Origin of the sequence: Microlunatus sp. GCM10028923, assembly GCF_042666975.1 — a bacterium.
GTDB lineage: Bacteria > Actinomycetota > Actinomycetes > Propionibacteriales > Propionibacteriaceae > Microlunatus.
In genome coordinates, this window is the sequence record NZ_JBHTFF010000020.1 from 48,045 (window position 1) to 65,320 (window position 17,276).

At 71.0% G+C, this 17,276-nt stretch carries 18 protein-coding genes; 8 read left to right on the forward strand and 10 right to left on the reverse strand.

The annotated features are described in order from the left end of the window. Position 1: 1 nt before the first annotated feature. Complete coding sequence (locus ACFQU4_RS33860) at positions 2 to 616, forward strand: GrpB family protein (RefSeq protein WP_377500774.1); 615 nt, start codon at positions 2 to 4, stop codon at positions 614 to 616. Here the strand turns inward: ACFQU4_RS33860 and ACFQU4_RS33865 are convergent. After that, entirely contained in the window at positions 570 to 1,748 is a 1,179-nt protein-coding gene (locus tag ACFQU4_RS33865; RefSeq protein ID WP_377500776.1) for a serine hydrolase domain-containing protein, read from the reverse strand. The genes ACFQU4_RS33860 and ACFQU4_RS33865 overlap by 47 nt on opposite strands. A gap of 11 nt (positions 1,749 to 1,759) precedes the next feature. Continuing rightward, positions 1,760 to 2,257 (reverse strand): SRPBCC family protein, encoded by a 498-nt coding sequence (locus ACFQU4_RS33870; RefSeq protein ID WP_377500779.1) that lies wholly within the window; start codon positions 2,255 to 2,257, stop codon positions 1,760 to 1,762. Between the two features lie 135 nt (positions 2,258 to 2,392). Between ACFQU4_RS33870 and ACFQU4_RS33875 the strand changes: the two genes are divergently transcribed. Then, a complete protein-coding gene (locus ACFQU4_RS33875; protein ID WP_377500781.1) occupies positions 2,393 to 2,548 on the forward strand; it encodes a hypothetical protein in 156 nt (51 codons plus the stop codon). 69 nt (positions 2,549 to 2,617) lie between these two features. Here the strand turns inward: ACFQU4_RS33875 and ACFQU4_RS33880 are convergent, their stop codons facing one another. Genes ACFQU4_RS33880 through ACFQU4_RS33900 form a run of 5 tightly spaced genes read right to left on the reverse strand, consistent with a single transcriptional unit; the run spans position 2,618 to position 7,533 of the window. Continuing rightward, positions 2,618 to 3,388, reverse strand: a complete 771-nt coding sequence (locus tag ACFQU4_RS33880) for a M50 family metallopeptidase (RefSeq protein WP_377500783.1) — start codon at positions 3,386 to 3,388, stop codon at positions 2,618 to 2,620. Positions 3,389 to 3,391: 3 nt separating this feature from the next. Next, a complete protein-coding gene (locus ACFQU4_RS33885) occupies positions 3,392 to 4,930 on the reverse strand; it encodes a deoxyguanosinetriphosphate triphosphohydrolase family protein (RefSeq protein WP_377500785.1) in 1,539 nt (512 codons plus the stop codon). Between the two features lie 35 nt (positions 4,931 to 4,965). Next, positions 4,966 to 5,295, reverse strand: coding sequence for a YciI family protein (locus tag ACFQU4_RS33890; RefSeq protein ID WP_377500787.1), 330 nt, complete (start codon positions 5,293 to 5,295; stop codon positions 4,966 to 4,968). Between the two features lie 37 nt (positions 5,296 to 5,332). Next, positions 5,333 to 6,118, reverse strand: coding sequence for a DUF899 family protein (locus ACFQU4_RS33895; protein WP_377500789.1), 786 nt, complete (start codon positions 6,116 to 6,118; stop codon positions 5,333 to 5,335). Between the two features lie 23 nt (positions 6,119 to 6,141). After that, positions 6,142 to 7,533, reverse strand: a complete 1,392-nt coding sequence (locus tag ACFQU4_RS33900; RefSeq protein ID WP_377500791.1) for an MFS transporter — start codon at positions 7,531 to 7,533, stop codon at positions 6,142 to 6,144. 192 nt (positions 7,534 to 7,725) lie between these two features. On the opposite strand from ACFQU4_RS33900, the gene ACFQU4_RS33905 reads away from it, so the two are divergent. From ACFQU4_RS33905 to pgi, 4 genes are read left to right on the forward strand one after another with little or no spacing between them, the layout of a single operon-like run. Continuing rightward, complete coding sequence (locus ACFQU4_RS33905; protein WP_377500793.1) at positions 7,726 to 8,325, forward strand: hypothetical protein; 600 nt, start codon at positions 7,726 to 7,728, stop codon at positions 8,323 to 8,325. Further along, positions 8,292 to 9,488 carry a sensor histidine kinase gene (locus tag ACFQU4_RS33910; RefSeq protein ID WP_377500795.1) on the forward strand — a complete coding sequence of 399 codons (1,197 nt, stop codon included), beginning with the start codon at positions 8,292 to 8,294 and terminating at the stop codon, positions 9,486 to 9,488. Before ACFQU4_RS33905 ends, ACFQU4_RS33910 begins: the two co-directional genes overlap by 34 nt. Beyond that, a complete protein-coding gene (locus ACFQU4_RS33915; RefSeq protein ID WP_377500797.1) occupies positions 9,485 to 10,093 on the forward strand; it encodes a response regulator transcription factor in 609 nt (202 codons plus the stop codon). Before ACFQU4_RS33910 ends, ACFQU4_RS33915 begins: the two co-directional genes overlap by 4 nt. Before the next feature lie 35 nt (positions 10,094 to 10,128). Further along, the gene (gene pgi, locus ACFQU4_RS33920; RefSeq protein WP_377500799.1) at positions 10,129 to 11,805 is read left to right on the forward strand and encodes a glucose-6-phosphate isomerase; all 1,677 of its coding nucleotides are present in this window, start codon (positions 10,129 to 10,131) and stop codon (positions 11,803 to 11,805) included. 352 nt (positions 11,806 to 12,157) lie between these two features. On the opposite strand, the gene ACFQU4_RS33925 is transcribed toward pgi, so the two are convergent. Together ACFQU4_RS33925 and ACFQU4_RS33930 are read right to left on the reverse strand one after the other, a co-directional pair. Then, positions 12,158 to 12,901, reverse strand: coding sequence for a hypothetical protein (locus ACFQU4_RS33925; protein ID WP_377500801.1), 744 nt, complete (start codon positions 12,899 to 12,901; stop codon positions 12,158 to 12,160). A gap of 168 nt (positions 12,902 to 13,069) precedes the next feature. Further along, complete coding sequence (locus ACFQU4_RS33930; RefSeq protein WP_377500803.1) at positions 13,070 to 13,708, reverse strand: vancomycin high temperature exclusion protein; 639 nt, start codon at positions 13,706 to 13,708, stop codon at positions 13,070 to 13,072. Positions 13,709 to 13,744: 36 nt separating this feature from the next. On the opposite strand from ACFQU4_RS33930, the gene ACFQU4_RS33935 reads away from it, so the two are divergent. Continuing rightward, positions 13,745 to 14,527 (forward strand): Fpg/Nei family DNA glycosylase, encoded by a 783-nt coding sequence (locus ACFQU4_RS33935; RefSeq protein WP_377500805.1) that lies wholly within the window; start codon positions 13,745 to 13,747, stop codon positions 14,525 to 14,527. A gap of 80 nt (positions 14,528 to 14,607) precedes the next feature. Here the strand turns inward: ACFQU4_RS33935 and ACFQU4_RS33940 are convergent, their stop codons facing one another. Continuing rightward, positions 14,608 to 16,524, reverse strand: a complete 1,917-nt coding sequence (locus tag ACFQU4_RS33940; protein ID WP_377500807.1) for a glycogen debranching N-terminal domain-containing protein — start codon at positions 16,522 to 16,524, stop codon at positions 14,608 to 14,610. Positions 16,525 to 16,643: 119 nt separating this feature from the next. Between ACFQU4_RS33940 and ACFQU4_RS33945 the strand changes: the two genes are divergently transcribed. Next, a complete protein-coding gene (locus tag ACFQU4_RS33945; protein WP_377500809.1) occupies positions 16,644 to 17,168 on the forward strand; it encodes a GNAT family N-acetyltransferase in 525 nt (174 codons plus the stop codon). Positions 17,169 to 17,276 lie beyond the last annotated feature (108 nt).

Here is a 17,276-nt window from a genome sequence, read left to right on the forward strand (position 1 = left end):
AGTGGCGACCCATCCGCTGTGGCGGCCGTACTCCTCGTCGGCCAATGCCGCCCGCCAGGCCCAGCGGATCGCGCATCGGCAGGTTCAGCCCGGTCCGCTGCAGGAGCACCAAGAGCAGTGGGCGAAGGAGTATGCGGCCCTGCGGCAGGTGATCGAGGACGCGATTCCTGATCAGGTCGTGGAGGTCGCTCATGTCGGCTCGACCGCGGTTGCTGGACTGTTGGCCAAGCCGGTGATCGATCTTGATCTGACCGTCCCCGAGGTCACCGACGAAGGCTCGTACCTGCCGCGTCTGGAAGCGGTCGGGTTCCGGCTGATCTTCCGGGACGACCTCGGCGGCGACGCGCACCGGCAACTGACCTTCGGCACCCCCAACGCCAATCTGCACGTGTGGGGTCCCGGTGCAGTCGAGCCTCGGCGGCACGCCCTGTTCCTCAGCTGGCTGCGCACCCACCCGGCCGATCGGGACCGCTACGCCGCCGCGAAGCGCGACGCCGCCGACGGAGCGGTAGGTCGGCGGTACAACGACGTGAAGTCAGCCGTGGTGTACGACCTCTACGAGCGGGCCTTCATGGCCGACTCGGCTCACCGGCATGATCCGCAGCCGCGGGCTTGACGGAGGCGGCGACCTGGTCGGAGATCCGGCTGCGGAAGGGGTTGAGTTCGGACCACTCGCGGGACGGGTGGACCCGGTTGGTGAGCAGCACCAGCACCAGGTCGCGGGACGGGTCGATGGTGATCGAGGTCCCGGTGTAACCGGTGTGGCCGATCGACGGGCCGTCGGCGAGCCGGCCCATGAAGCCGGTCTGGCCGATCCGGAAACCCAGTCCCTGTTGGAAATCGGGGTTCAGGCCGTCCGGCAGTTGCGGTCGGGCCATCTCGGCCAGGGTCTCCGGACGGAGGCCGAGGGCCGAGGCGTCGCCGCGGAGTCCGGTCAGGACGGCGCGGCCGAAGGTGAGCAGGTCGGCGGCCGTACCGAAGATTCCGGCGTTGCCGGCGATCCCGCCGAGCGAGGCGGCGTTCTCGTCGTGCACGATGCCGCGGTTGTCCTGGGCCGGCTCGTCCGGCCCGGCCGGCGGCAGGTCCCGGGACCAGGCGATCGGCCGCATCTCGGTCGCCGCGATCCGTTCCTTGCCGATCCCGGCGGCCAGCGGGCGATAGCCGGTCTCGGTCAGTCCGAGCGGGCGGCAGATCCGGTTGATCACCGCGTGCGCGAGGTCCAGGCCGGTGATCGCCTGGTAGAGCAGGCCCAGGTTGAGATAGCCGACGCACGAGTAGCGGAAGACGGTGCCCGGCGGCGTCTCCAGTGGCGCCTCGAGGACCGTACGGACCCGGGCGTCCAGGTCCGGCTCGGCCCACAGCGTCAGTACGGCAGCGAGCCCGCTGGTGTGCGTGAGCAGGTGCCGTACGGTCACCGCCGAACGCTCCTGGTCCGACCACGCCTCGAGATAGTCGGCCACCGGCGCGTCCAGGTCCACCTGGTCCTGCTCGACCAGCTGCATGATCAAGATCGCGGTGAACAACTTGGTCAATGAGGCCAGGTCGAAGACGGTGTCGGTGGCCATCGGCGTCCGCTGCTCCTCCGGCACCCGGGTGCCGGCCAGATCCGCGTAGCGATAGGCGTCGCCGACCATGATCACATCGCGCTCGCCGCCATGATCGACGGCACACACTGCGCCGGGGAACACGGGTCGGGGGTGGGCGGCGAGGCCGCTGCGGAGCAACCGGGCCAGCGGTTCGGTGTCCATGACCAACGACCCTAATGCCCGGACCGGGCCTCCGCGAGTACCTCGGGATCGCCGCACCCGCGGGCGAAGCCGGCGATCCGGCGGCGGATGTCCCGGCCGAGCAGCCAGCTCCCGATCCGTTCCAGCACCGGCCGGGCCCAGGCCGGTCGGCAGCTGAAGGTGTACTTCCAGGTCGCCACGGTGCCGCCCTCGCCGTCCGGTACGAAGCGCCAGCCACCGCCGAACGTCTCGAAGAACCACGGGCCACTTTCCATGGTCATGCCGACGTTGCCGGTGTCCCGGTCCGGCGCCGGCGGTGCGTACGAGACGTACCTGCTGATCATGGAAAGGCCGTGCCGGGACCGGGTGAAGGTACGGACGCCGCGGCCGGCCGTGGTGGCGCCGTCGAGGAAGTGCTGGCGCCGGATGAACGGGTCCCAGCGAAGCCTGGTCGGCCCGGTGGTCTGGGAAACGGCGAAGGCCGTCGCGGGGTCGACCGCGACCCGGACTCGTGCCTCGACCTGCGGCATCTATTCCTCCCAGTCGTGTGGGCGAGATCATAGCTGCCGGCTTCGGAACGCCTTGTCGGCCGAGGTAAGATTAATTCGAAATCGAAAGTTTCGACGCCGAAGCTGCCACTCACCAACCCTGTGAAAGGACCACGCATGTCACGCCTCGCGAAGGCTCTTCGAAGCCGCCGTGAGATTGTTCGGACCCGCCGCGAGATCAACCGCGCCATCACCACCGCCGCCACCCCGGCGATGCGCGATGAGCTGATCATGGTCGCGCAGCGCAACGGCGTCTTCAGCCCGCACCGCTGATCGAAACACCCTCCTCCCCAAGAACAGGGCTCCCGGCTTCCGGCCGGGAGTCCTTTGTTTTTCAGGGATTCAGCCGGCCAGGGAGACCAGGCGCTGGACCAGCCCCGGCACCAGGAAGCTGATCCCGAGGACCAGCCCGGCGACGTTGGCGACCAGGAAGAGCGCCGACCAGGCGAGCGCTGGAATGCGGGTCAGGCCGGCCAGCTGGGCGGCGTCCGAGCCCGCGGTCTGCGGATGGTTGCGGTGCCGGATCAGTTCGATCACCGGCTTCGGTGCGGCGATCAGTAGGATCCAGGTGATCAGGTACGCGACACCGGACTGGATCGTCGGCGACGCGTACCAGCTGATCGCGACCAGCGCGGCTCCCACCCCGAGAATCACCAACAGGCCATAGAAGTTCCGGATCTGCACCAGCAGCAGCGCGAGCAAGATCAACAGCAGCCAGAGCAGCCCGACGCTCCGCCCGGCCGCGAGCAGCAACGCAGCGCCGAAGCCCACCACGGCCGGACCGAGATAGCCGGCCGCGAGCATGATGATCATGCCCGGCCCGTCCGGCCGGCCGCTGGACAGCGTCACGCCGGAGGTGTCGGAGTGCAGCCGGATCCCGTGCAGCCGGCGGCCGCTCAGCAGGGCGGCGACCCCGTGCGCTCCCTCGTGGGTGATCGTGATCAACAGCCGGGTGATCGGCCAGACCGGCCGGAGCAGCACCGCCAGCGCGGCGATGGCGGCGATCACCAGGATCACTTCGATCGGCGGCGCCGGCTGCACCGACACCGCCCGGTTGACGATCTCCCGCAGCACCGTTCCGGCGGCCGCGGCGAACTCCTGCAATGCGTCCAAAGGTCAGACCGCCCCGCTCCACAGGATGCTGTTGCCACCGGAGAGCCGCGACGAGAACGCGATCGCCTGCTCGTCGGTCAGCCCACTCACGTAGTCGATGATGCCGCGGCCGCGCCCCATCCGGGCCAGGTCGCCGTCACCGGTCCGGCCGGCCAGCCACTCGGGCCGTTCCTCCGCCAGCTTCCGGTACGCCAGCGTCGCGACCCGGACCAGGTCGAGCAGCCGCCGCGGTGCCCGGCCGGCGTCCGGTCGGTCCGACAGCCAGTCGTCCAGGGCGGCGACCAGCCGGGTCAGGATCTCGGCCTGGCCGCGCTGGAACATGGCGAGGTCCGGCCGCTCCAGGATGAAGTAGGCGTGCACGAACTTCAGCACCGCGACCCGGTGCCAGGCCTCCGGCGTCAGCTCGACCCAGCCGGAGCGGACCACCGGCTCGGGGTCGAGCCGGACGGCGGCGATGAACTCGTCGATCCAGCGACCGGTGAAGCCCGAGATGGTCCGGTCGGCCGCCATCGACCCGTCGTACGGCCGGTCCAGAACGCCGTCGACGAACTCGTCGCCGACCCGGGCCACCGCCGCCGCGAACAGCTCCTCGTCGAACATCCAGCCGTCCCGGTCCCGCAACCGGCGCCGCAGCTGCTCCAGCCCGGCACCCGGCTTGCGGTCCAGGTCGCGCACCGACTCCGGCTCCAGGCCCGCCAACGTCTTCCGGTCGGCGGCCCAGGCCCGGAACTCGGCCGACACCGGCGAGAACTGCAGCACCCCGGAGCGGTGGAAGTCCTCCAGGTCGTGCAGCGAGTACGCGATGTCGTCGGCCAGGTCCATCACGGAACACTCGACGGTCTGCCGGCCAGGCCCGAGCATCGGGAACGCGGCCCGCGCCGCGATCAGCTCGGGCAGGTCGATCACGTACGCCGAGAACTTCGCCGACCCCGGACCGTCGACCCCGACCCGGGCGCCGCGCGGCAGCTCCGGCCAGCTGCTCGGATGCGGGTCGGGAACGTCCAGCCGGCCCCACGGATACTTCAGCACGGCGGCCCGCACCGCTGCGGTGAGGTTCAGCCCCTCGTCGCCCGGGCCGCGCACCTCGAGTTCGGTGATGATCCGGTACGTCTGCGCGTTGCCCTCGAAGCCGTCGTGCAGCCCGAACCGGTGCTGGGCCAGCCGGTCCAGCACCCGCTCGCCCAGGTGCCCGAACGGCGGGTGCCCGAGATCGTGCGCGCTGGCCGCCGCCTGCACCACGACCTGGTCCAGCCCGCCCAGGCCCTGCAACCGATCGGCGGGTTCGCTGCGGACCAGCCGGTCGGCCAGCGCCCGGGCGACGGCGGTGACCTTGATCGTGTGGGTCAGCCGGTTGTGCACGACGCCGGCGGTCGCGGCCGAGGCCACCACCTGGGTCACCTCGGCCAGCCGGGAGAACGACGGTGCGAAGCGGATCCGCTCCAGGTCCGTCCGGTACGGCGACGTACCCGTGGGTGCGCCGTCCCGGACGGCCTGTTCGGCCTGTTCGGGGCGTGCCCGAGCCTGCCTGCTGTCCGTACTCATGATGGGCCAACCTACTGGCACACCACTCAGCCCCGTCACTCCCAGACGGGTCGGATCTCCACACTCCCGCGCCGCGCGTACGGATGACTGGCCGCGATCTCGATCGCGTCGTCGAGGTTCTCGCACTCGATGGCGACCACCCCGCCGACGAAGTCCTTGGTCTCGGCGAACGGCCCGTCGGACACGAGCACGTCTCCGTCGCGGACCCGGATCGTCGTCGCATTGACCGTCGGCCGCAGCCGCGCACCCCACAGCTCGACACCGCGGACCTTCGCCTCCCAGCCGTCGTGCACGGGATCGGCGGCCATCTCCTCCGTCGAGGGCGGATCGACCTCGTCGTCACAGATCAGCAAGACGTACTTCATGACACCTCCGGTTCTCCTACTGCTGACATCGGCTGCTTCACCCACACGCGCCACAGCCGTGGGAATCCGATTCCGCGACGGGCGCCGGTGCCGGTGACCGTCCGCCGGTCAGGTCGTCCGATCGGCCGGCGTGGATCCGTGACCACTGGGCGATGGGCCGGCCGTCGGTGCGGAACGTGTTGCTCTGGGACTGCGGCCAGCCCTCGGGGGAATCCTCGGTCGGCTCCTGGCGCCCGAAGATGGTGAGGTCCATCAGCCGGTAGTTGATGTCGACGGCCTCGACCCCGCGCCAGCTGGTCCAGTAGGTCTCGAAGACCCGGTCGCCGCGCCGGAGGTAACAGACCACGTGCATCATGCCGGCCTGGCGCCCGACCAGCAGCGTGTCCAGCGACTGCTGGGCGGAGTACCAGGGCATCGTCCAGCCCATGAAGTCGTGGTAGCGGACGCTCTCCTCGTACGGCCCCTGGCAGAACACCGCGTAGGTGATGTCCCGGGAGTGCACGTACGACAGCTCGTCCAGCTGCGTGTTGTTCCAGGTGCAGCCCTCGCACTGATCGGCGGCGGACCGGCCCGGGTACCACATGAAGTAGTACGTGATCAGCTGCTGCCGGCCCTCGAAGGTGTCGATCAGCGGCACCGGTCCGTTCGCGCCGATCAGCGGGGTGGCCGGGTCGACCTCGACCACGGGCAGCCGGCGCCGGGCCGCGGCCAGGGCGTCGCCGGCCTTGGTGTGGGCCTTCTCGCGGAGCCGCAGTTCGGCCAGCTCGGTCTCGAAGGTGGCGCGGTCGGCGATCACGGGTTCTGGTGCGTTCTCGATGGTCATCTCAGTCTCCTCGGATCGGATGGTCAGGCTCGCCGTCCGGCGAACCCGATGGCGGCAGTGACCAGCGCGAGAGTCGCCAGTATGCCGATGAACAGGAAGGCCAGGTGGAAGCCGGCCAGGCCGGCGCCGGCCACCAGGACGGTCGACACGGCGGCCACGCCGGCGGCTCCGCCGACCTCGCGCATCGTCTCGACCAGGCCGGAGGCCAGCCCGGAGTCCTCCTCGGGGACCCCGGCCAGCGCGCCGACCTGCAGTGCCGGTACGCACAGTCCGAAGCCGATCCCGGCGGCCAGGAACGAGGGCAGCAGGTCGGTCCAGTAGTTGCCCGTCGCGGGTACCCGGGTCAGCCAGACCGCCCCGACGGCGAACAGTCCGAGGCCGATGATCAGCAGCGGCCGAACCCCGAGCCGGGCGGTCAGCCGGCCGCCGATCATGGCCACCGGGAAGATCGTCGCCGTGGTGGCCAGCCAGGCCACGCCGGTCAGCTGCGGCGAGTAGCCGAGCACCTGCTGCATCAGCAGCGAGGCGATGAAGATGAAGGAGAGGAAGGCGCAGGTGGTCAGGAACGCCGCCGCGTTCGCCACCATCAGGGTCCGCTTCCGCCAGGTCGACGGCGGGACCAGCGGGTTGGCGGTGCGGCGTTCGATCCGTACGAAGACGTAGAGCAACGCCACGGCCGCCGCGCCCAGGGCCAGGGTCGACCAGGCGAGCCAGCCGTGGGTGGCGCCATGGTGCAGCGCGTACACGAGGAGCAGCAGGCCGCCGGTGACGGTCGCCGCGCCGGCCGTGTCGAGCCGCGCGGTCCGGCGACCCACCCGGTCCGACGTCAGGAAGACGGCGGCGAGCGTGATCATCACCAGCCCGGCCGGGACGTTGATCAGGAAGCCCCAGCGCCAGCCCGGCCCGCCGGTAAGCAGCCCGCTGGCGACCACCCCGAGGGAACCGGAGACGCCGCCGACGGCCGCGAAGACGCCAAGAGATCGGTTGCGCTGCCGTCCTTCCGGGTAGGCCACCGCGAGCAGCGACAGCGCCGTCGGGGCGATCAGCGCGGCGCCGAAGCCCTGGATCCCGCGGGCGGCGATCAGCTGCCACGCCTCGGCGGAGATCCCGGCCAGCAGCGAGGAGCCGGTGAAGACGGCGAGGCCGGCGAGGAAGACCCGCTTCCGGCCGAACTGGTCGGCCAGCCGCCCACCGAACAGCAGAAAGCCGCCGAGCAGCAGCCCGTAGGCCACGATCACCCACTGCACGACGCCCTGGCCGACGCCGAGCTCGCGCTGGATCGACGGCAGCGCGACGTTGACGATCGCCATGTCCAGCCCGACCATGGCATCGGCCGCGCAGGCCAGGCCCAGGACGAGGCCGGCCGTGACGCTCCTGGGCGGCGCCGCCACGGTCCTGGTTGCTGTGTACGACATCGGAAATCTCCCTCCGGAAACCTGCTTTGCCCCACCGACGAACGGCCGATTCCCGAGATCGACATCGGCGCGCAAGAAATCTCCGGCTACGTCGGGAGACGTAGTGGCAGGCCGCCGTCCTGCGCCGGATGCTGAGCCGACAGCCGTTGCTGGGCCGACGACAGCGACGTCCCGCGCGGCGAGGATTTCGGCATGACAGAAATCACTGGCCGGTTCATCCGGGAGGCGGGCAGGGTTGGCGTCAGCGAGGAGGGCGAGATGGCGACCACGACGGCGGCCGGGTCACCGATCCGGCTGCGGCTCAAGACCCCGGTACGCAAGCTCGTGCTGCTGCTGCACATCATGTCCGCGGGGATCTGGCTCGGGCTGGACGTGGCGATGGCGTTCGCGGTCTTCACCGGCCTGACCACCGACGATCCGCAGCTGGCCGCGTCGCTGTTCCAGGCGCTGGAGACGATCACCGTGCTGCCGTTGCTCTGCACCGGCCTGGTCTGTCTGATCACCGGGATCTTCCTCGGCTGGGGTTCGCGGTACGGGATCGCCCGCTATTGGTGGGTGTTGATCAAGCTCGTGCTGAATCTGATCTTGACCGCGCTGGTGCCGCTGGCCCTGCTCGGCGGCGTACAGGAGCTCGGCGCGTACGGGCGGCTGTTGGCCGCCGATCCCACCGCGACGGCGGATCTGAGCAACATCATCTATCCGCCGATCGTCTCGCCCACCGCGCTGACGATCGCGATGGTGCTTGCGGTCTTCAAGCCGTGGGGTCGGATCCGGAAGCGGCGACCGGCGTGATCAGCGGGTCCGAGCTGCGATCGCTGCCGCGGCGGTTCTACCGGCACTGGTGGCAGGTGCTGGCGCCGCTCAGTCTGATCTTGCTCGGCTACCCGATCCGGGCCGCCGTCGAGGCCGGGCCGACGCTGCCGACGTCCATGATCAGCCTCGGCGGCGCGGCCCTGTTCGCGGCCGGCTTCACGTACCTGATGTGTTGGCTGCGCCCCGCCCGGCTGCTGATCGGGCCGCCGAGCGCGGCCGAGCTGTGGTTGCGCCGGGGTCTGATCCTCGGGCTGGCGGTCCTGTTGATCATGCTCGCCGAGGTCACCGGGCCGCAGTGGCTCTCGCTCTTCTTCCACGTCGGGATGGCGGTCGGCGTGATGCTGCCGGCCCGGGAGGCGTACGTCGGCGTGGTGGTGCTGCTGGTCGTGCTGTTCGTCCTCGGCTTTCCGTACGGGCTGTCGTTCCTCGGCCTGCCGGCCGGGCTGCTCGGACTGTGGGGCGCGGCGACGATCGGGCAGACGGCGAACCTGGCCGAGTTGATCACGGCCCGGCGCCGGCTGGCCGAGCTGGCGGTGGCCGAGGAGCGGCTGCGGTTCGCCCGGGACCTGCACGACCTGCTCGGGCACAGCCTTTCCTTGATCAGCCTGAAGACCGAGCTGGGCGAGCGGTTGATCGACACCGATCCGGTCCGGGCCCGGGCCGAGATCACGGACGCGCACGCGGTGGCCCGGCGGTCCCTGCGGGAGGTCCGCGAGGCGGTCGCCGGCTACCGCCGCCCGGTGCTGGTCGCCGAGCTCGACGGGGCCCGCGAACTGCTCGAGTCGGCCGGCATCGAGACCGTGATCGATGATCAACTCGGGAGCGGGCCGGTACCGCACGACGTCGTCCTGGCCTGGGCCGTCCGGGAGGCCGTGACGAACGTGGTCCGGCACAGCGGCGCGGCCTCCTGCCGGATCGAACTGACCCGGTCCGGCCGGCTGGTCCGGCTGCAGGTCGACGACGACGGCCGCGGCCCGGCCGACCCCGCCCGGAGCGTCCCGGCCGCGGCCGGAACGGGCAGCGGACTGGCCGGACTGGCGGAACGGGTCCGGCAGGCCGACGGGGCCACGCTGACCATCGAGAACCTGCGGCCGGGTTTCCGGCTCCGGGTCTGTGTGCCGGCCGAAGCGGAGGTTCCATGATCATCCGGGTGTTGATCGCCGAAGACCAGGCGATGGTCCGCGGCGCGTTGTCCGCGCTGCTCGCGATGGAGGGCGACATCGAGATCGTCGCCGAGGCGTCCCGCGGCGACGAGGTGGTGCCGGTGGCCCTGACGGCGCGGCCGGACGTCGCGCTGCTGGACATCGAGATGCCCGGCGCCGACGGGATCAGTGCGGCCGCCGAGCTGACCCGGCAGCTGCCCGGGACCAAGATCATCATGCTGACCACGTTCGGCCGGACCGGTTACCTGCGGCGGGCGATGACGGCCGGCGCGGTCGGCTTCCTGCTCAAGGACGCCCCGGCGTCCGAGCTGGCCGAGGCCGTCCGGCAGGTCGCCGCCGGCGAGCGGGTGATCGACCCCGACCTCGCGATCACCGCGGTCCGGGACGGCGAGAACCCCCTGACCGAACGGGAACGCGACGTGCTCCGGGCCGCCTCCGACGGGGCGTCGATCAGCGCCGTCGCGGACCGGCTGCACCTGTCGCCGGGGACCGTACGCAACTATCTGTCGAACGCGATCCGCAAGCTCGGCACCAGCAACCGGGTGGAGGCGGCGCGCCGGGCCGAGGTCAAGGGCTGGCTCTGATCACGGCCCGGATCCTCCCCTGGCAGGATGGCCTCATGAGCGCACCGGTGGACCCGACTCGTACCGAGGCCTGGCGGACCCTGTCCGGGCTGGCCGAATCGCTGCGACCCGACCTGCGGGCCTGGTTCGCCGACGACCCCGGCCGGGCCGAGCGGCTGACCTTCGAGGCGGCCGAACTGCGGGCCGACCTGTCCAAGAACCTGATCACCGACGAGGTGCTGGCGGCGCTGCTCGCGCTGGCCGGTGAGGTCGGACTGACCGACCGGATCGCGGCCATGTTCGCCGGCGAGCACATCAACGTCACCGAGGACCGGGCCGTGCTGCACACGGCGCTCCGGGCCCCGGCCGGCGAGCGGCTGGAGGTGGACGGCCACGAGGTGGTCGAGGGGGTGCACGCCGAACTGGCCAAGGTGTACGCCTTCGCCGAGCGGGTCCGCAGTGGTGCCTGGACCGGCGTCACCGGGAAGCCGATCAGCACGGTGATCAACATCGGCATCGGCGGTTCTGATCTTGGTCCGGTGATGGCGTACGAGGCGCTGAAGCCGTACGTCCAGGAGGGTCTGGAGGCCCGCTTCATCTCCAACATCGACCCGACTGACCTGGCCACGAAGACTGCCGGCCTGGATCCGGAGACGACGCTGTTCATCGTGTCGTCGAAGACGTTCGGCACCCTGGAGACGCTGACCAATGCCCGGCTGGCCCGGGCCTGGCTGCTGGACGGCCTGCGCTCCGCCGGGGCGATCACTGACGATGATGATCAAGCCAAGACGGCCGTCGCCAAGCACTTCGTCGCGGTCTCCACGGCGCTGGACAAGGTGGCCGCGTTCGGCATCGACCCGGCCAACGCGTTCGGGTTCTGGGACTGGGTCGGCGGCCGCTACTCGGTCGACTCGGCGATCGGGACCTCGCTCGCGGTGGCGATCGGGCCGGAGCGGTTCGCCGAGTTCCTGGCCGGCTTCCGCGCGGTCGATGATCATTTCCGGACCGCCGAGCCGGCCCGCAACCTGCCGGTGCTGCTCGGCCTGCTCAACGTCTGGTACGGCAACTTCCTCGGCGCGGCCACCCACGCCGTGCTGCCGTACTCGCAATATCTGCACCGGTTCCCGGCCTACCTGCAGCAGCTGACCATGGAGTCCAACGGCAAGGGCGTCCGGTACGACGGATCGCCGGTCACCACGGAGACCGGCGAGGTGTTCTGGGGCGAGCCCGGCACCAACGGCCAGCACGCCTTCTATCAGCTGATCCACCAGGGCACCCGGCTGATCCCGACCGACTTCATCGCCTTCGCCAACCCAGCCCACCCGCTGCGCGACGGCGACACCGACGTCCACGAGCTGTTCCTGGCCAACTTCTTCGCCCAGACCGCGGCGCTCGCCTTCGGCAAGACCGCCGACGAGGTCCGGGACGAGGGAACACCCGAGCCGATCGTGCCGGCTCGGGTGTTCTCGGGTAATCGTCCGTCGACGTCGATCATGGCCCCGGCGCTCACGCCGGCCGTCCTCGGCCAGCTGATCGCCCTCTACGAGCACCTGACCTTCGTCCAGGGCGCGATCTGGGGCATCGACAGTTTCGATCAGTGGGGGGTTGAACTGGGCAAGCAGCTGGCCCTGCAGCTCGCGCCCGCCGTCTCCGGCGACGAGGCTGCCCTGGCCCAACAGGACTCCTCCACCCGCTCCCTGATCACCTACTACCGCACCCACCGAACCCCGTAAACGAACCCCGCCGACTCGGCACAAAAGCAGGCGTTCTGGCGGCGTGTCGCTGCTGAACTGCCCAGTCGATCGGTGGGCGGAGAGTGATCGGTCGGCGGGGGGATCGGTTCGGGTCCCCTCGGCCGGAGTCGGCCGGTCCGGGACCTTCGGGCCGCGACAGGCGGTGCCCGGTCAGTCAGCCCCAGGAGTTCGGGCCGAGTGTTTCGGGTCGGGCCGTCGGGCTAGGAGCCCGAGTTCGGCGAACAGCCGCAGTAGCAGGGGTACGGCCTCCGGGGCTCCGGATCGTCCCGGCTCGGGTCGTAGCACGACCCGGGAGCCGGGGATCCACAGCGCGGGTCGCATCGGCCCGCGGTCAGTCGTCGGAATCGTCGTCGCGATCGAGGTTCGGGCCCGTAGCGCGGAGCTTGTCGACCTCGGCCATGGCGTCGCGCAGCCCGGACAGCCAGGACTCGGTGTGCTCGCCGACCAGCTTGACGGCCCAGGCCAGTGCCTCGGACCGGGAGCGGGCGACGCCGGCGTCGACCAGGGTGTCCAGGACCTGCCGCTCGGGCTGCCGGAGCCGGGTCATCACCGGAACGGAGATGTGCGTGAACAGGGTCCGTACGTCCCCGAGTTCGGCGCCCCAGGACACCTTCCGCCGATAGCGGGCCTGAGCCTCTTCGGCGATCTGCATCCGGGTGCCGCGGGTGTCGGCGCGGAACCGGCTGATCCGGCCCTCCGCAGCCGCGGTGTCGTCGGTGGTGTCGTCGGGCAGCGTGCCGATGACGAGAATTTCCTCGCGGTCGACGCTGACGTCGACGTCGGAGAACCAGCCATCCGGAAGCCGTCCCTCGAACCAGGCCTGAGCGTCGTCGGCCGGCGGCAGATCGACGTTCTGCCAGCCGCCCGGGCGGCCGAAGCCGCGTCCGCCGCGACGTTCGTGGCGACGCCGCTCGCGCGGGTCGTCTGCGGGTGCCTCGGCGGTTGGGTCTTCAGGTTCGCCGCGGCGGCGTCCCCGCCCGCGGCCTTCGCCGGCGCCACGCCGGCGGTCGTCTCGTAGTCCGGGGCGTCCGCGGCGTTCCCGCGTGCCCTCGTCCCATGGTGAGTGCCAGGTCATCTGACTCTCCTCTCTCTTACTTAATTACAGCATTACACGCTTGCATGTGCATGTCAAACCTGCTAGAGCCTTTCGGGGCGTCGTCGGTTTTTCACGTAACGTGAAAAACTGGCTCTTCCCGCCAGATGTTTCTCGCGGGAAGAGCTAGGAAAGTTGGTGGGGTGGGGCTCAGGTGACGGGTGTGGCCGGGTCGCGTCGGCTGATCAGGTCCCCGGCCGCCTTCAGGTACGCGAGCTGTTCGCGCACCGATCCGATCAGCCAGGGCCGCCGATGCCGCCGTACGGTGCGGTCGCCGACGCCGTGGGCCACCAGCCCGAGGTGGCGGGCGATGCCGACCGCGCGGGCCAGGTGGTAGGTCTGCGTGACGATGATCAACTCACGGCGGCCGTACACCGTCTTGGCGCGGAGGCAGGAGTCGTAGGTGTCCAGCCCGGCCCGGTCGGCCATGATCACCTCGGCCGGGACGCCCGCGGCGGTCAGGTAGTCGATCATGGCGGCGGGTTCGTCGTAGTCGGGGTGGACCCCGTCGCCGGACACCAGCAGCCGCTCGACCTTGCCCAGTTCGAAGAGCCGTCGGCCGAGGTCGAGCCGGGCGGACAGGAACGAGGACGGGTGCCCGTCGGGGTGCACCTTCGCGCCGAGGATCATGGCGACCGGCGCGGCGGGCACGTCCTCGAGCGGGTACAGGTGCCCGATGGCCGCGCCGCGGACGTACCCGATCGAGGCGAGCAGGCCCAGTCCGCCGGCCAGGGCGCCGCCGGTCAGGATCCGGCCGAGGGTGTCGGGAAGGGGCGCGGGGCTGTTCACGCGTCCCACCCTAGGAGGGTCGGCCAGAATGGCGGCATGCCCGAAGGTGACACGGTCTGGCTCGCCTGCCGGCGGCTGCACGCCGCGCTGGCCGGACGGCCGCTCGTTCGCGCCGAACTCCGGGTGCCGTCCCTGGCGACCGCCGACCTGGTCGGGCGTACGGTGCTCGAGGTGGTGTCCCGGGGCAAGCACCAGCTGTTCCGCTTCGACGACGGGCGGACGCTGCACAGCCACCTCCGGATGGACGGCACCTGGCGCATCTCCCACGCCGGGCGCCCGCCGCGGGGCGGGCCGCCGCACGAGCTCCGGGCCCTGCTGGCGAACGCCGACCAGGTCGCCGCCGGCTACCGGCTGCCGGTGCTGGAACTGTTGCCGACCGACGAGGAGGACCGCGGCGTCGGCCACCTCGGCCCCGACCTGCTCGGCCCGGACTGGGACCTCGACGAAGCGGTACGAAGACTCGGCGCCGACCCCGGCCGGGCGATCGGCGAAGCCCTGCTCGACCAGCGCAACCTGGCCGGGCTGGGAACCTTCTATCGGGCCGAGATCTGTTTCCTGCAAGGGATCCAGCCGCGCCGACCGGTCGCCGACGTGCCGAACCTGCGCCGCCTGGTCGACCGCGCCCGCCGGTTGATCATGGCGAACCGGGAGCGGCCCGAGCAGACCAGCACCGGCGACCTTCGCTCCGGCGCCCGAAGTTACGTGTACGGCCGCGCGGGCCAACCGTGCCGCCGCTGCCGCACCATGATCAAGAGCGAGGAGTTCGGCCCGGACGGCCAGGAACGCCTCAGCTACTGGTGCCCCACCTGTCAGCCCTGACCGACCACCGCGTCCTGAGCTTGTCGAAGGACCAGGGCAGATGCTGCCTGCGCTTCGACAGGCTCAGGGAACGTCGGTGATCACGGCAGGGCGCCGAGGGCGTGCGCGACGGTGACGGCGGAGGCGGCGGACCAGGCCTGGGGGCGGCAGGCGGCCGGGTACGGGACCGGGCGGCCCTCGCCGGACCAGAGTTCCGGGAGTCGCTGATCGAATACGACCGAGGCGCGGAGCAGGCCCTCGATCAGGCCTGCGGCGTAGTCGGTCAGGCCCGCCCGGACCAGGCCGTTGATCACGATCGCCGTGTCGTGCGGCCAGACGGAGCCGCAGTGGTAGCTGAGCGGCGAGTAGCCGCCGTCCATGATCGACATCGTGCGCAGGCCCAGGCCCGAGTCCAGGTCGGGGGTGGCGATCATCCGGGCCACCTGACGTTCCTCGTCGGCGTTGAGCAGGCCGGTGCCGAGCAGGTGGCCGATGTTGCTGGTCAGTGAATCGACCCGCCGTTTCGCGCCGTCCAGGGCGAGGGCCGGGTAGCGCTCGCCGTCCCGCTCGCACCAGAACGCGTCGCGGAACCGGTCGGCCAGGCCGGCCGCCCAGGTACGGAAGCGATCACCGCCCTCGAGCCCCAGCGCGTCCAGCAGCTCGGCCCCCTTGACCGCGGCCTCGTACGCGTAGCCCTGCACCTCGCACAGCGCCACCGGGCCGTCGGCCTGGCTGCCGTCGGTGAATCGGACCGCGTCGCCGGAGTCCTTCCAACCCTGATTGGCCAGCCCGCGGCCGCTGGCGTCGATGTATTCCAGGAACCCGTCGCCGTCCGCGTCACCGAAGTCGATCATCCAGGACAGGGCACCGGTCAGGGCCGGGCCGAGGGCGGCCAGCTCGTCGTCCGGGACGCCGCCGGCCCGCCAGGTGTCGTGCAGCAGGCAGACCCAGAGCGGCGTGGCGTCGATCGTCCCGTAGTAGCGCGGCGGCAACCAGCTGTCCCCGTAGCCCTGGGTGGCCCGGCGCAACTCGTGGATGATCTTGCCGGGCTGCTCGCCGGTCTCCGGATCGTCCTTGCTGCCCTGCATCCCGGCGAGCGTTCGCAACGTACCCAGAGCAGGACGATGATCAACCGGCAGCAACAGGCGCGCGGTCCACAGGCTGTCCCGGCCGAACAGGGTCAGGTACCAGGGGGCTCCGGCGGCGAAGAAGGCGTCCGACGGCGACTCGGGCAACGACATCCGCAGGGCGTCCAGGTCGGTCAGGGCCAGCTCCAGCCAGCGGCCCAGCCGTGGCTCGGGGCGGTCCGCCAGTCCGGCCTCGGCGGCCTGCACGTGATCATGAACGGCGATCACGCCGCCGGACGCCGCGATGATCACCGGCTGCAGGTCGGTGATCGCGGCCCGCCAGGAGCACTCGACCGATCCCCGGGCGGGCACCGTGATGGGCCATTCCACGATCACGGCCCGGCCGTCGTCGGCTCGGCGCAACTGTCCGTCGTCGACGGTGACCGTGGTCGAGGTCCGGACGTCGGCCCAGCTCACCGAGGCGCCGTCCGGTTCCGGCAGCTCGATCGGCTCGGCCGGCGTACCGGAACGGATCGTGTCCATGCCGGCGAGGTCGGCCGCCAGCCGCAGCCGGACCACGCACTCGACGGACTCCTCCAGCACCGAGGACACGACGATCCGCTCGGTCACGGTGCCGGGGGCGACGGTGCGCTCCCGGTCGAGCCGCAGGACCGGGTCCGGGCTGGGCGCCACGTTCAATTCCCGGAGCAGGGCGGTGAACGTCGCGGCGGTGCCGGTGCTGGCCGTGGCGATCGTCTCGCCGGCGCTCTCGGCGCCGTCCGGCGACGCAACGGTCACGGTCGCCTCGCTGATCACCCGGCAGTCGGCGTGCAGCACGCCGTGCGCGGTCCGGGCATCGGCACGGATCGCTCCGTCGGCGCCGGAGAGCACCTGGGTCGGCGCCGCGACCAAGATCAGCACGTCATGCAGCAACGGATGCAGTCGGCTCATGAGGTCGAGGCTATCGGTACAGTGGGAGACGAGTCCGAGAGACGCTGCAGCGGGATCTCCGCCACGCTCGGACCGACCGGATGATCAATCCAAGGGCGTCTTCCCGAGAGGAGACGCAGATGGATGATCAACAACGGATCGACTACGCCGCCCCGGCCGCGGACCAGCACGAGGCGCTCCGGGCGATGGCCCGCCGCTGCTTCGCCGACACGTTCGCCCGGCACTACGACCCGGAGCCGTTCGGTGCCTTCCTGGACAGCGTGTACGGACCGGACGGCGGCATGGCGCGCGACCTCGAGGACCCGGCGCTCCGGTGGTTCGTCGCGTTCGGCGGCGGCGCCCCGATCGGGTACGCGAAGCTGACGCCGCTCCGGGCCCCGGCGGTGGATCCGGAACCGGGCGCACTGGAACTGCAGCAGCTCTACGTACTCAAGGAATGGCACGGCACCGGCGTCGCCGACCGGCTGATGGAGTGGGCCCTGGCCACGGCGGCCGAGGCGCCGGAGGTCTACCTGACCGTCTTCGATCACAACGAGCGGGCGAAGCGGTTCTACCGGCGCTACGGCTTCAGCGAGGTCGGCCGGTGCACCTTCACCCTCGGCGATCGGGTCGACGACGACCGGATCTGGTGCCGGCGCCCGTGAGCCGGGCGCCGGCACTCGCAGTGGTGTGTCGCGGCTGAATCGCGGCGTTCAGCGACACTCAGGCACGCGGCTCGCTGCGTTCTCCTCGGTCGCGTTGCGACCCGGCAG

Bases quoted from the DNA above. Each gene is read 5' to 3' on its own strand.
- pgi (WP_377500799.1), top strand. From the start codon at position 10,129: ATGAGCGCACCGGTGGACCCGACTCGTACCGAGGCCTGGCGGACCCTG.
- ACFQU4_RS33885 (WP_377500785.1), bottom strand. From the start codon at position 4,930: ATGAGTACGGACAGCAGGCAGGCTCGGGCACGCCCCGAACAGGCCGAA.
- ACFQU4_RS33905 (WP_377500793.1), top strand. From the start codon at position 7,726: ATGACAGAAATCACTGGCCGGTTCATCCGGGAGGCGGGCAGGGTTGGC.
- ACFQU4_RS33890 (WP_377500787.1), bottom strand. From the start codon at position 5,295: ATGAAGTACGTCTTGCTGATCTGTGACGACGAGGTCGATCCGCCCTCG.
- ACFQU4_RS33915 (WP_377500797.1), top strand. From the start codon at position 9,485: ATGATCATCCGGGTGTTGATCGCCGAAGACCAGGCGATGGTCCGCGGC.
- ACFQU4_RS33875 (WP_377500781.1), top strand. From the start codon at position 2,393: ATGTCACGCCTCGCGAAGGCTCTTCGAAGCCGCCGTGAGATTGTTCGG.
- ACFQU4_RS33935 (WP_377500805.1), top strand. From the start codon at position 13,745: ATGCCCGAAGGTGACACGGTCTGGCTCGCCTGCCGGCGGCTGCACGCC.
- ACFQU4_RS33870 (WP_377500779.1), bottom strand. From the start codon at position 2,257: ATGCCGCAGGTCGAGGCACGAGTCCGGGTCGCGGTCGACCCCGCGACG.
- ACFQU4_RS33940 (WP_377500807.1), bottom strand. From the start codon at position 16,524: ATGAGCCGACTGCATCCGTTGCTGCATGACGTGCTGATCTTGGTCGCG.
- ACFQU4_RS33895 (WP_377500789.1), bottom strand. From the start codon at position 6,118: ATGACCATCGAGAACGCACCAGAACCCGTGATCGCCGACCGCGCCACC.
- ACFQU4_RS33900 (WP_377500791.1), bottom strand. From the start codon at position 7,533: ATGTCGTACACAGCAACCAGGACCGTGGCGGCGCCGCCCAGGAGCGTC.
- ACFQU4_RS33925 (WP_377500801.1), bottom strand. From the start codon at position 12,901: ATGACCTGGCACTCACCATGGGACGAGGGCACGCGGGAACGCCGCGGA.
- ACFQU4_RS33865 (WP_377500776.1), bottom strand. From the start codon at position 1,748: ATGGACACCGAACCGCTGGCCCGGTTGCTCCGCAGCGGCCTCGCCGCC.
- ACFQU4_RS33945 (WP_377500809.1), top strand. From the start codon at position 16,644: ATGGATGATCAACAACGGATCGACTACGCCGCCCCGGCCGCGGACCAG.